The following is a 13,230-nucleotide window of genomic DNA, read 5'->3' on the forward strand; positions in this document are numbered from 1 at the left end:
AAATTACAATTGTCACAAGCCGACTACATAAAGGATATAGCTAAGTTCGGGTTAGAAAATAACCGTGAAGAACTTTTACGTGCACTAAATGAATATATTGAACATTCACGAAAAACACGTAAAGTTAATTTTGCTTTACAGCTTCAATCCTTAATAAAAGACAGTTTAAAAGCTGAATCTAGTAGTGGCTTATTTAAAGTAGGACCTCAAAAATTTAGAGCAAAAAGAAATGATTCTCTTGATGATTTAATTTTAGAGAAAGTAACTTCTGATTATACTTTAAATGATTTAATAGCTCCAGACAAAGTTAAGGAAGAATTAGAATATTTTATAAAGGAACATAAGGCCATCGATTTACTTAAAAATTATCAATTACCTGTTTCTAATAAATTATTGTTTCATGGTCCTTCTGGTTGTGGTAAAACTTTATCTTCTTATATATTAGCGGGGGAATTAGATAAAATGTTAATGGTCGTTAACTTAGGTTCTATCGTTTCTTCTAAACTTGGTGAGACTAGTAAGAATTTATCTAATCTTTTTAGAAATGCTGCTGCTGAAGATTGTATTATCTTCTTTGATGAGTTTGATTCATTAGGGAAAGTCAGAGACTATAATCAAGACCATGGAGAAATGAAAAGAGTTGTAAATACAATTCTCCAATTGTTCGACTATTTACCTCAAGATACAGTAGTTATTGCAGCAACAAATCAACTTGATATGATTGATGACGCTTTACTAAGAAGATTTGATTTAAAAGTAGAATTAAGTCAACCTAATAAAACTCAAATAAAGGAATTAATTGAAAAAACTTTAAAGAAATCTCCTTTTAAAATAAAGTACAAAAAAGACTTAAATGAAATAGTCAATTTAAGTCTTGGTAAGTCTTTTTACGTTATTCAAAAAAACCTAATTACTGCAATTAAGCGTTCTCTTTTCGACATGAATGAAAATAATAAAAATCTTTTTATAGATATTCCTCTATGGAAAAAACTTCTAAAAAAAGAAGTTTAAGCTTCAGCTTCTAGTTCAATATCTCCTATATTATCTAATGTATTAATAGCTAACATTTCATTGTATAGCCTACCTGAGAGTTTATTTTGCGCTGCGTTTTCCCTTATAGATATTGCTATCGAAAACTCATGTTCTTTATTGTAATCAGCATCATCAAATAATACTTTTCTAATCATTTTATGATACATACAATTAACTCCTAAAACAAATGTATTATCATTAGCTATAATAACAGCTCTAGAAACAGTATATCTTACTTTTTGACTATTATTGAGAATTCTTCTTTTATAATAAGCATCTTGAGACCAGTTATTGGAGCTTTTTATCAATACGGCTTCATCAAATGTAGTTTCAGCAGATAAGGCTCTATTTAATTCATCATCAGTTATATTTTTAAATAAATTAAAAGCCATATGAATTGGATTGTAAGCTAGATGATTATTTTTTTTGGGTAACACTTTATAACATAGAGTTATATTAATTTCAAGCAAAGCGTTATTGTTTGGATGTACATTTAAATACTCTGGTATTTTTATTCGATAATACTTTACATTTCCATTTTTTATATCACCTGGGGAGATTTCATCTTCTAATACCATAACTATTCTATTATCATTAGAATAAGTGAGATTTTCTTCAAGAGGGATACCGTTTCCAACTATATATTTAGACTGTGATTCGGAAAAAGTATTAAAAGCTGCATATTTCTTATAAACTTCAGTACTATTAATTAATAATGCCTTATATGATTGGGTATTTAAATTTGGGTATAACTTCATAATCTTTGCTACTAAATTAGCTGCTAAAGGAGTTGAGAAACTTGTGCCGACATTTTTGTAAAAAAATTCGACTGAACCAGAATCATCATAAGGCTGACATAAAGCTTGTAATGAAGATGCTCCTCCTGTCAAAGGAAGACCGTATATGTCATCATCATAATTTCCTCCACCAAGTACCAAATCTGGCTTAAAAGTTTTATGCTTACTTGAATTTTCAAAACCTAAGTGATAAGTTCTAGTATAAATAGTTGGGTGGTTCTTATCTGTAAAAGCTGTAGGGGCTGATTCAATATAATTGTCTCCAACAGAACCGATAGTAATATTATTTATACTTTCTGCTGGTGTTTGAATATTAGTTTTCTCACTTAAAAAACTTGATGGATATTCTGAGAAATCTTGTTGGTTACGAGGCTCATAGTTACCTGTCGAAATAAAAATAAGTATATCTAAATCATATGCCAGTTTATCTAGAGCAAAAGCATAAGCCGAAAAACCAGAATTTATTTTTTTAGGTATCTCAAAATTTATTGTCAAAACAAATACTCTAACATCTTCTTCAAGACTAGCTTTAGTTATTAGTTCTTCAACCGTTGAAATAGGTAAATCCCCTGCTCTGTCATCTAATACCTTTATAGATAATAATTTCGCATCAGCATTAATTGTTCCGTTCGGGTTTTCTGCTATAGTTCTACCTAATGTAGCAAATGCACCTATGGAAGTACCGTGTCCAACATTATCTATTAAAGGATTATCTCCATATCTGCTGAAACTATTATCACTATTTATTATAATATCTCTAAGAGGAGTTAGATTACTTATCCCCGTATCAATCACTCCAATGATTGGAATTTCATCATCAAAATCTATTGAAAAAGGGTAATCTCTTTCAGATTCCCCATAAAGCCCTGGTCCAATTTTCGCTGTTGATGAACTATTGACAGATAAAATTATATCAAAGTTATCACATATCTCAGTTATGTCTCCTAAAGAAACATTATTGACTTCTATTGTATTATTAAACTCATTCCAATAATAAGGTATTTGTTTAACGTTTAAAAAATTAACTAAATCATTTCTAATAGAAGAATAATTAAATATTCCTGTTTCATCAACCAAATCAAATATATGTATACCCGAATCTTTGTTGTACCTAGAAACCATTTCATCAGTAGTTAAAAGGTCAAATTGTTCTATATATCTAATTATAGTGTCATATTTAGGTGAATTATGATTTTCTTCAATTAGATAAAGGTTAATTTGATGAATGAAATTATCAAAAGAAGATTCATTTACAATAGCAAAAATCACCTTTGTATTTAGGTCGTCAAATTTTATTCCAGATAATCCAAAATTGTTTAAATATTTAAAGCCAAAACTATCTTCGTCAAAACTCCCATAGAAAAAAATTTCAATATAATTTATGTGATTTGATACCTTTAGAGCAGCTTGCCTTTTGTTAATCCTTTCTTGTAAATTAGTTTTAAAATTATTTAATGATTTTGTGAAAGAAACTGCTGCTGGTTCAAAATATTCTGGAGGCTTTATTTCATCTTCTTGTTTATTTGCTCTAGCTCTATACTTAAATCCTTTAAAATCTTTAGAAGGATTCTTAAACAATAGGTGTGGGTATTTTTCACTCAATTTTATTCTACTTTAAATAATATCAACTTTACATTAAAAACATAAGTTAACATTATGGTTTTCCATATTTTTCATAATTATTTAAGGAGAGAAGTAAATATACAATTAACTATCTAAAATAAAAACAACCATTATTTTAGTTTTTTTGACCTTAATGATAGTGGAGTTTTGTGGTGGGTTTCTCACTCAAAGTGTACCATTTTGCATATATTTGTTACTATCCTTTGTCATAAGGAATTACTTAAAAACATCAGTAAATATAGTATTTACAAGACATTGGGGCATTAGCTCAGTTGGCTAGAGCGTTTGACTGGCAGTCAAAAGGTCATCGGTTCGACTCCGATATGCTCCACTATTTTTAAAATTATGATTGAGTTTACCACAGCTTCTAATCAAACAGAATTGCTTCAAATATTGAAGTTGCAATAACAGAACTTGCCTGGTAATTTATCAGAAATAGACAAAAAAGAACAAGGTTTTGTTACCGTTCATCATGATTTGGAATTACTGCAAAAAATGAATGATGTACATCCGCATATTATTTCAAAAAGTAACGGACTTGTTGTTGGTTATGCTTTATCCATGTCTAAAATTTTCAGAAATGACATCCCTATTCTCATTCCTATGTTTGATGAAATAGACACTACTTCAGAGGGTGCTAAACCTTATATTTTAATGGGGCAAGTTTGTATAGACAAACATTACCGAGGAAAGGGAATTTTTAGAGGTTTATATACTAAAATGAAAGAAGAACTCTCTGAAATATACGATTCTATCATTACTGAAATTGATAAAAAAAACACTCGATCTATCAATGCACATAAAGCGATTGGTTTTAGAACTTTAAAAACCTACACAAGTAACGACCAAGATTGGGAAATTGTTTATTTAAAGATTTAATAAGGTAAATCGGTAGGCTCAATAAAATTGATTGTCGGTTCGTATAATTCCGTTAACAGATTCTTTATTTCAGCTATAAATTCTTCTAATCTTTCTTCTGTAATAGCGTTATCAGGTTTTCGATAATTAGATGAGAAATTCATCTGTAAAAAGCCACTTTTTAAGTTTTTGAAGGAGATAATTCCTGCTGTCAATCGTTTCTCAAAATTAAATTGTGTGTGTTGAGTATATAAAAACGCATATAACATTACCTGAATGGCTTTGTGGTATTTTAAATCGCGTATCACTTCAAAGTCGAGTACTTTTAAGTTCGTGCTATCAACCATTCCTGTTTTATAATCAATAATTCTAGTAACACCGTTGAGTTCATCAATTCGATCGACAATTCCTTTTATTTTTATCGGAAAATTAATTCCTTCAACCATAATTTCTGAAGACAGTTCTTGCTCAGTAGCAATTATTTTTAGTTGGTTATTCTCATCTTTCAGCAATTGTTTTTCCTTTAGTAAAAAATTCTCTACAAAACGATTTGCAACTTCAAAAATTAATCGATTCTTTCCTGTAGTTAAATCTCCGTTTTTAAAATGTTTTGAAAAATAAAAAGTTACGAGTTCTTTGGTTTTCTTCTGCATATTTTCAACATCTCCTAATTGCAAATATTTTCCTTCAAAGGGTTTATATAATTCTTCTAAGATATCATGCACAACAGTTCCCATCGTATTTGCAGCAACTGTTTCTTCAACGTCGTCTAGTTCATTAATTTTTAAAATTTTCTGTTTGTAAAAGGCAATCGGATTGTACAAATAATTGGTTAATGCTGATGGAGAAATCCCTTTTTGAGCTAATTCTTGTAAGCGTTCAAGAACTTTTTCATCCTTCTGAATTTCTTTTAATTGAACAGGCGATGTTACTACTTTAGGACTAACTATTTTTTCGGTAATATCGTCTCGCATCATTTCTAACTGCGTTACAAAACGACTTTTTTCTCCGCTTCCAAATACATCATGCTCTGTATTGTACAAAATGTAAATGTTTTTAGCACGTTGTAACAATCGGAAAAAATGGTAGGAGAATAGAGCATCTTTTTCTCTGTAGGTTGGCAACCCAAATTCAATCTTTACATCAAAAGGAATAAACGTGTTTTGTTGCTGATTGGCAGGCAAAACTCCTTCATTCACAGAAGTTATAATAACATTTTCAAAATCTAATACACGTGTTTCTAATACTCCCATTAACTGCAACCCTTGTAAAGGTTCTCCTTGAAATGATAAACTTTCCGATTGTATTAGTTGTCTAAAAAACTGATGTAAGGTTTTTAAATCTTGTACATAACCAAACTCATTATGCAAGTTTTGTAACTGAGTAAATGCAGTATAAAATCGGAATAAGTACTCTTTTTCTAACTCGTTAGTATTTTCCTTCAACAAGTTAATTAACTCTATAATTCTGTTTAAAAACTCACTAATTGATACTAACGGATTAAAAATTGTCGTTATAGTTTTCTTTATTTCTTCACTTACAACAGACAAAAATGTTACAACCTCTTCTTGACCAACAAACGTATTGTTTTCTTTAGCAATAGCTTCTGAAAGTGTATCGGCTATATTAGTTTGCTCATCAATCTGTAATAATCGATAAATGGTGGTATCTTTTACTAATCGAATTACATCTTTATGATAAAAAAGATTTTCTTTCTTCTTTTCTAACTTTTCTTGATTTATAAATAGATGGAAAATAGCAAATACTAAACTTGTCGTAGGGACATCTTTTAAAGGATACCCCATTGTAATGTTAACTGCATTAACAGTTGCAGGTAATGAGTTTAAAGTAATTGGTAACAAAGTTTCATCTGATAAAACCAATGCTGTATTGTTGTAATTAGGAAGTTTAGCTAAAATCTCCCCTGCATATTTTATCTGCGTGATGTTTTTTGAAGCTCCGATAACCTCAATATGTTTCTTTTCAGAAAAATATTCTTTAATCGTTTGAATTGGGTGCTGCTGATAATACTTCCATCGAGTTTTGTACTTCCTTAAAAAGCTTCCTGCTTGGTGTTGACTTTCGTAAAACGTTTTGTCAATATCCCAATAAGCTTCTGCATTTCCATTCAACAAAAATTGTTCAAACAAGAATTCTTCCGCTGCATTTAATGCATTGAACCCGATAAAAAAGTATTTTTTCTGTTGATTTCTATGGATAAAATCCGTTACTTTTTTAGTTGATTCTCTATATAAAACCCCTTGGTATCCGATATTATTTTCAAGTAAAAACTGATAAAAAGTATCGTAATATTTATTCAACTTTTCCATGAAAGCAAAATGATCTTTCATTAATTCAGTTTCTTGAAACTCTCCCTTTACTGACCATTTTCGTAAGCGATGAATGTCTCGCAAATACACAAATATTTCTCGTGTGTTAATCAAATGCTGATCGATCTCATTAAAATCTTGCAATACTGTAAATGCCCATGATGAAAACACATCAAAAGAATCTGGGGTTTCTTCTTGTTTTTTATAAATTGTATAAAAATGAAAAAGGAGCTGGACGGAGTCTACCTTTTTCATTTTTGAAATTTCTTCAACAAAATCACCAATATTGATAATCTCTGGTAAAAAACCTGCCGAAATTTTCTTTTTAAACGTTTCTTTTACAAAAACTCCTGCCCTTTGTGAAGGCAATATAAACACAACATTTTCAAACGATTTGGTGTTTTGTAAAATAATATCTAATGTTTCTGAGATAAAAGACTGCATACCTTGGTTTTCTTGTAAGCAAAGTACAATTTTTATCCTACTTTTGATAGTACAGACAATATATGATTATGAACACAACGAATACTTTAAAAGTAGCTTTGATTCAATCGGATTTGGTTTGGGAAAATCCAACAGAAAATAGAAAACGATTTGAAAAAAAAATCAATGGTTTATCAGACGAGATCGATTTAATCGTTTTACCTGAAATGTTTACTACAGGTTTTACCATGAATGCTTCAGCAGTTGCTGAAATTATGGAAGGAGAAACAGTACAATGGTTGCAAAATTTAGCACAAGAAAAGAGCATTGCTATTACTGGAAGTATAATTATTAGTGAAAATAATAATTTTTACAATCGTTTATTATTTGTGCATCCTTCAGGAAAAATAGATTCGTATAACAAAAAACATACGTTTACGCTAGCAGGCGAACATGAAGTATTTTCTGCAGGAACTGAAAGAATTATAATTGACTATAAAGGATGGAGAATTTGTCCGTTGATATGTTATGATTTACGTTTTCCTGTATGGGCCAGAAATACTGAAAATTACGATTTATTACTCTATGTGGCAAGTTGGCCTAAACCGCGTATTGAAGCATGGGACAGCTTATTAAAAGCGCGTGCTATTGAAAATATGAGTTATACGATTGGAGTAAATAGAGTAGGTGTAGACGCTAACGGTTATGAATATATTGGAAATACGGTTTGTTACGATACTCTAGGCAATTGTTTAGTCAAAAATAATCTAGGAACTGAGGAAATATTGATTATTGAACTAAACAAACAAGAGCAAGCAAAAATTCGTGATCGATTTTGTTTTTTAGATGACAGAGATGCCTTTGTTATTAAAAAATAACGTCATTACGAGGAATTTATGACGAAGTAATCTGTTTGTAGAATAACCATAAACCAGAAGATTACTTCACTACCGTTCGTAATGACGCTACTTAATCAGTTTATGCAGGAATCATCCATTTAAAATTGAACTTAGTATCTGGTACTACAATACGTTCTGTGATTCGATACATTCTATCTGGTAACTTCATTAAGAAATCTCGTGCTTTTTCTGCTTCTGAAGTTAAATTAGTAATCTTATCTATTTCCCAAGCTTCATTTAGTTTTCTCACAATATCAACATAGTCAAAGCCGGTGTATACACCTATTCGTTGCGCAACGGTTGAAAAATCGTCAAACAGACTTCCTTTCTCCCCAAATGATTCTCTTAAATGCATTGCAGGCATAACTATTTTGTGTTTCATCATGTGTTGAAATGCCAACATCATTTCACTTGGGTCAATCTTGAAGATTTCCTTTACAAACTCTGTATACGCTAGGTGATGACGCATTTCATCTCCCGCAATAATTCGAGACATTTTTGCCAAAGCTTTGTGCCCTTTCTTTTTCGCTATTTTTGCTACATTTAAGTGCGAAATATACGTTGCTAGCTCTTGAAAACTAGTGTAGACAAAGTTTTTATACGGATCTGTTGCTGTACCGATATCAAATCCATCAGCAATTAAATGCTGTGTAGATACTTCTACCTCACGCATATTTACTCTTCCTGAAAGATATAAATACTTATTTAACACATCTCCATGACGATTTTCTTCAGCTGTCCAAGCACGAATCCATTTTGCCCAACCATTGTCTGGTTGTTGTGTTACTCCATCTAAATCTAACAACCATGATTCATAGGTTGGTAAAGCTTCTTCAGTGATTGTGTCACCTACTAAAACCACCCAAAAATCATCGTTAAGCTCCTTTGAAATTTCTTGAATTTCTTTTACTTCATCGATAAAAGAATCTTTTTGAGAATTAGGTAAAAAATCGGTTGGTTGCCAAATTTTTTCAATTGGCATTAAGAATTTGTCTACAAAACTGTCTATATTTTTTTCCAGCGTTTGCATTACTTCCTTTCGTATGTTTTGTAATGACATAATAAAATTTAAGGGTTATATTTATTGTTGTTTGTTTTTAGTGTATTCCAGATTTAACTGTTGCTTCCACTTTGGTAATTAACTCATCAAACGGTAAGCTATCTACTTTTATAGGTTCGTGAGTCTGGATCTTTATAGGACTTCCTATTCCTAATGGAAATTTTCCGTATTTAAATACTTTCCACGAATTATTTATTGATAACGGAACGATATAAGCTTGTGGATTGTATTTAGCTATCATTTTAAGCCCGTTTACAGAGAATACCTTTGGTTTTCCTGTTCTACTTCTTGTTCCTTCCGGAAAAATTGCGGCAGACCATTTATTTTTATTAATTCGTTTGGCGAACTTACCTAATTCAGATAAGGCTTGCTTAGGATCTTTCCTATCAATTAAAGCAGCTCCACCATATTTTAAATTGAAAGAGATACTGGGAATTCCTTTCCCTAGCTCTTTTTTTGATACAAATTTTGGGTAGTGTTTTCTAAGGTACCAAATTATTGGCGGAATATCAAATGTACTTTGATGATTTGCTACAAAAATCAACGTTGTGTTTTTTGGCAACTTGTGTTTATTTTCAAATTGAACGCGAATTCCTAAAATCAATAAAGATTTTATTAGGAACCAATTCATAATATTTACTACATTTTGGTGTCCTTCTTGACCAAAGAGTTTTAACCCTAACCATTGTATTGGATGGAAAATTAATAGTAAAGAGAAAAACACCAATGCAAAGATTGATGATAAAATATAACTTAAAACCTTCATTCTATTTAGTTGTTTTGTTGTTTACTAGTTTCTTTTTTAACTAACTAAAACCGTTACAAAAACATACCGATTTCATTATTAAAACTTTACTAGTCCGCAAAAATAGAAAATCCCGCGGAAGCGGGACTATAATTTTATCTTAAAACCAATTATTCCAAGGAATTCTTGAGAGAATTAATAACAACGCTAATCCGTAAAAGATAGCAAAGGATTTAAACTTGGCTTCGCTTTTTACTTGTTTTTTATGTTTAGACCATCCTATCGTAATTAACACTATAGCAATAATCATAGTTAATGGGTGTTCAATTGCCAATAATCTTGCTGCTGGTTCTTTCATCACCTCTCCTCCATTAGCTTTTAATGCTTGATACCAAGGAGACATAAAATACCATCCTAAGCCTATTAATAATTGAATATGAGTTGTGATTAAAGTAAATAAACCTAAACGGAACTCTTTATGGGTAAATTCTTTTTTTTGTACTAAGCCTATAATAGCATTTACTACCGTAAATATTAAAACTGCTAATACAATATATGCCCAATAAGAGTGCAAATTTTTCATCATGATTTGTTAATTTTTTGTACTTGTAAAAGTACTGAATTTTCTGCATAAAAAAACCACCTCTTTTGAGGTGGTTTTCAATTTATTTCTAATTTGAAATAATTAGAAGTTATATCTTACTGAGAAGTTCCATGTAGTTCCAAAACCGAAAAACACTTTGTTCCCCGTGTCTATACCTCTAAAATCAACTCCTGTAGCATCTCTCTCGTCACCAAAGTAGTTAGTAGCAGATTCTGCAATGTACTCTTCATCGAATAAGTTATTTACGTTAAGTCTGAAGTTTAAAGATTGATTCTTCTCTTCGCTTAATATCCACTTATATGACATACCTAAGTCAGACAAAGAGTATCCTGGTAATTGTAAAGAACCATTATGATCAACCTCATCAAAATCATCAGCATTAATTCTTGAATATAATCTATCAACAAAACGTTGATTATAATCAATCTTGAAGTTCTTGAAAGGTTTAACCTCAATTCCTAATCTAGCTGTAGTTTGTGCAGCATCACCAACTTTAACACCATCTAAATATAATGTTTCAGTTTCTGGGTTACCATTAATATCTAAGATAGGGTTATTATCATTGTCTAAATAAGTAGCAGAAACAGTTGATCCATATTCCCAGTCTCCATAAGAAAACATACCTAATAATCTTACATCTTCAGTAATATCGTATGTAAAATCTAATTCTGCTCCCATATGAATTTGCTCTACTCCTTGAATATCAGCATTGGCATTTTCTCCATTAAATCTAGAAGATATAGAAATAAACCTATCTTTCCATTGAGTTCTATATAAATTTATATTAGTTCTAAAACGCTCAGTTCTGTATCCATATCCTAATTCAAAACCTAAAACTTTTTCATTCCTAGGGTTAGGATTTACATTATTCGTGTTATTTAAGAAAATAGCATCAAATTTAGGCTGTTGAGAATAATAACCAGCGTTAGCAAATACGTTATGTTGCTCATTAACATTCCAGTTAATTCCACCTTTAATATTTCCACCCCAAATAGTTTCCCAATCTGTTTTTTGATCTGGATCAGAATCTAAAAAGTTAAAATAATCAACTCTTTGAAACCCTTGATTAGAGACAGCACCTTGAATAAATGCAGATATATTATCATTTTTATACTCTAATTGAGTAAATGCTCCTAACCATCTGACGTTGCCATCATTGTAATAAGCAATTTTATCTTCTTTATCTGTACTTTTGAAAACGTTCCATAAAGCACCTAAATCAGAACTATATTCCGTATTATAAACTGCTCCTACATTATTATCATCTCCATTTTCTTGAAAACCGTTTGCTCCTAATAAATTATCAACTCTTCTATAATGAATCCCTGTATAAGATCTAATATCAATTCCAAAATCAAGAGTTAAGTTTTCATTTAATTCAGTATTAAAATTAGATAATAACCCAAACCAATTATGTGAATTAACAGAAGCCCTTCTTGTTAAACCATTACCTCCAGAGTCGTTAACACCTCCATTGTTTGCCCTTGTATATAATCCTCCATCTGCAAAAGTAACTGTATTACCTTGGTTATAACTAGATATTTTATCCCACATTACTAGACCATTAGATGGATCTCTAAATATTTTACTTGAAGCATATTCTCTAACATTTCTACCTCTACTATCCAGTACATCATTTCCAGAAGCATCTTTTTTATTCAAATAACCTATATCACCTGTTCCTCCTCCACGCCCAAAAGAGACATAAGCAGAAGTAGATAATGTAGATGAATCATTAATATCCCAATTCCAGTTTAAGGAAGCTACTGGTTTATGATAGAAATTTCTTCTCCAATTAAACTCTTCACCATTTAAATAACCATGATTGTAATTATATTTTTTACCATATTGTAAATAATCTCCTAAAGTAGCCATGTTAAAGAAACTCCCTGTTCTTTGATTATGAGCTTGAGGAGCTCCCGTTAACATAAATTGTAAGTCATGAGCATTGTTAAGTTCCCATCCAAGTCCTATAAAATAATTATACCCTTCGAATTCTGTTCCGTCAACATAGCCGTCACCTGCTGTTCTGCTCATTAAGAAAGATGCAGCAAAACCATTTTCATTTTTACCTGTAGAGTAAGTAGCTAATGTTTTTAAGTAATTATCATTACCATAGGAAGCTAAAATAGAACCTCCTTCTTTTTTATCAGTTGTTTTTGTTACAATATTAATAGTCCCTCCAACAGAAGATATTGCTAACTTTGAAGAACCTAAACCTCTTTGTACTTGCATTGCCGTTGTTACATCTGACAAACCTGCCCAGTTAGACCAGTATACTGCTCCATTCTCCATATCATTAACAGGAACTCCATTAATTAAAACTGCTACGTTTTCTTGTGAGAAACCACGAATATTAATACGTGCATCTCCAAAACCACCACCAGATTTAGTTGCATATACAGATGGTGTACTGTTTAAAATTTCAGGAAACTCTTGAGACCCTAACTTCTCTTGAATTTCTGAAGCTTTAATTGTAGATACTGCTACAGGCGTTTCTCTATCCTTAGCTACATCTATTAAACCTGTTATAACAACCTCACCTAAAATATTAGATGGTTCTAAAGCGATAGTTCCTAAATCAGATGGTCCTGAAAAAGAAACAGTTTTGTTAGTATACCCAACAAATGATACTATAACTGCTCCAGACTCTGAACTAGCGTTTAGTATAAACTTTCCATCAAAATCAGTCGCAGATCCGTTAGTAGTCCCCTTTACTACAACGTTAGCTCCTGGTAATGGTTCCCCCATTTCGTCAACTACTGTACCAGTAATTTTTGTTTGACCTAAAACCGTAGCTGTTATAAAGAACAAAGCTACAAGTAATACATTTTTAAATGTTTTCATTTTTTAATCTAA

General features: G+C 31.0%; 9 protein-coding genes and 1 tRNA gene. 4 read left to right on the forward strand and 6 right to left on the reverse strand.

What is annotated here, in order from left to right:
- The first annotated feature begins 9 nt into the window (after nt 1-9).
- Entirely contained in the window at nt 10-1,011 is a 1,002-nt protein-coding gene (locus MHM83_RS01865; protein ID WP_239178239.1) for an AAA family ATPase, read from the forward strand.
- Here the strand turns inward: MHM83_RS01865 and MHM83_RS01870 are convergent.
- The gene (locus MHM83_RS01870; protein WP_239178240.1) at nt 1,008-3,431 is read right to left on the reverse strand and encodes a S8 family peptidase; all 2,424 of its coding nucleotides are present in this window, start codon (nt 3,429-3,431) and stop codon (nt 1,008-1,010) included. The genes MHM83_RS01865 and MHM83_RS01870 overlap by 4 nt on opposite strands.
- A 278-nt stretch (nt 3,432-3,709) precedes the next feature.
- On the opposite strand from MHM83_RS01870, the gene MHM83_RS01875 reads away from it, so the two are divergent.
- Nucleotides 3,710-3,783 (forward strand) — tRNA-Ala (locus MHM83_RS01875).
- An 83-nt stretch (nt 3,784-3,866) separates the two neighbouring features.
- Nucleotides 3,867-4,331: a GNAT family N-acetyltransferase gene (locus tag MHM83_RS01880; RefSeq protein ID WP_239178241.1), complete on the forward strand. Its 465-nt coding sequence runs from the start codon at nt 3,867-3,869 to the stop codon at nt 4,329-4,331.
- Here the strand turns inward: MHM83_RS01880 and MHM83_RS01885 are convergent.
- Nucleotides 4,328-7,084: a PD-(D/E)XK nuclease family protein gene (locus tag MHM83_RS01885; RefSeq protein ID WP_239178242.1), complete on the reverse strand. Its 2,757-nt coding sequence runs from the start codon at nt 7,082-7,084 to the stop codon at nt 4,328-4,330. The genes MHM83_RS01880 and MHM83_RS01885 overlap by 4 nt on opposite strands.
- A 68-nt stretch (nt 7,085-7,152) precedes the next feature.
- Here MHM83_RS01885 and MHM83_RS01890 point away from each other — a divergent pair, with 68 nt between their 5' ends.
- Nucleotides 7,153-7,941 carry an amidohydrolase gene (locus tag MHM83_RS01890; RefSeq protein ID WP_239178243.1) on the forward strand — a complete coding sequence of 263 codons (789 nt, stop codon included), beginning with the start codon at nt 7,153-7,155 and terminating at the stop codon, nt 7,939-7,941.
- Between the two features lie 100 nt (nt 7,942-8,041).
- Here the strand turns inward: MHM83_RS01890 and MHM83_RS01895 are convergent, their stop codons facing one another.
- The 4 genes from MHM83_RS01895 to MHM83_RS01910 all read right to left on the reverse strand — a co-directional run bounded on the left by MHM83_RS01895 (nt 8,042) and on the right by MHM83_RS01910 (nt 13,218).
- Complete coding sequence (locus MHM83_RS01895) at nt 8,042-9,022, reverse strand: acyl-ACP desaturase (RefSeq protein ID WP_239178244.1); 981 nt, start codon at nt 9,020-9,022, stop codon at nt 8,042-8,044.
- A gap of 37 nt (nt 9,023-9,059) precedes the next feature.
- A complete protein-coding gene (locus tag MHM83_RS01900; RefSeq protein WP_239178245.1) occupies nt 9,060-9,788 on the reverse strand; it encodes a lysophospholipid acyltransferase family protein in 729 nt (242 codons plus the stop codon).
- A 139-nt stretch (nt 9,789-9,927) separates the two neighbouring features.
- Complete coding sequence (locus tag MHM83_RS01905) at nt 9,928-10,350, reverse strand: hypothetical protein (RefSeq protein WP_239178790.1); 423 nt, start codon at nt 10,348-10,350, stop codon at nt 9,928-9,930.
- 102 nt (nt 10,351-10,452) lie between these two features.
- Nucleotides 10,453-13,218 carry a TonB-dependent receptor gene (locus MHM83_RS01910; RefSeq protein ID WP_159611069.1) on the reverse strand — a complete coding sequence of 922 codons (2,766 nt, stop codon included), beginning with the start codon at nt 13,216-13,218 and terminating at the stop codon, nt 10,453-10,455.
- Between the last annotated feature and the right edge of the window lie 12 nt (nt 13,219-13,230).

Source organism: Tenacibaculum sp. Mcav3-52 (assembly GCF_022347665.1).
GTDB lineage: Bacteria > Bacteroidota > Bacteroidia > Flavobacteriales > Flavobacteriaceae > Polaribacter > Polaribacter mesophilus.

What these genes read in the sequence shown, in the direction of transcription:
- MHM83_RS01890 (WP_239178243.1), top strand. Translation starts at nt 7,153, where the DNA reads ATGAACACAACGAATACTTTAAAAGTAGCTTTGATTCAATCGGATTTG.
- MHM83_RS01905 (WP_239178790.1), bottom strand. Translation starts at nt 10,350, where the DNA reads ATGAAAAATTTGCACTCTTATTGGGCATATATTGTATTAGCAGTTTTA.
- MHM83_RS01885 (WP_239178242.1), bottom strand. Translation starts at nt 7,084, where the DNA reads ATGCAGTCTTTTATCTCAGAAACATTAGATATTATTTTACAAAACACC.
- MHM83_RS01910 (WP_159611069.1), bottom strand. Translation starts at nt 13,218, where the DNA reads ATGAAAACATTTAAAAATGTATTACTTGTAGCTTTGTTCTTTATAACA.
- MHM83_RS01895 (WP_239178244.1), bottom strand. Translation starts at nt 9,022, where the DNA reads ATGTCATTACAAAACATACGAAAGGAAGTAATGCAAACGCTGGAAAAA.
- MHM83_RS01900 (WP_239178245.1), bottom strand. Translation starts at nt 9,788, where the DNA reads ATGAAGGTTTTAAGTTATATTTTATCATCAATCTTTGCATTGGTGTTT.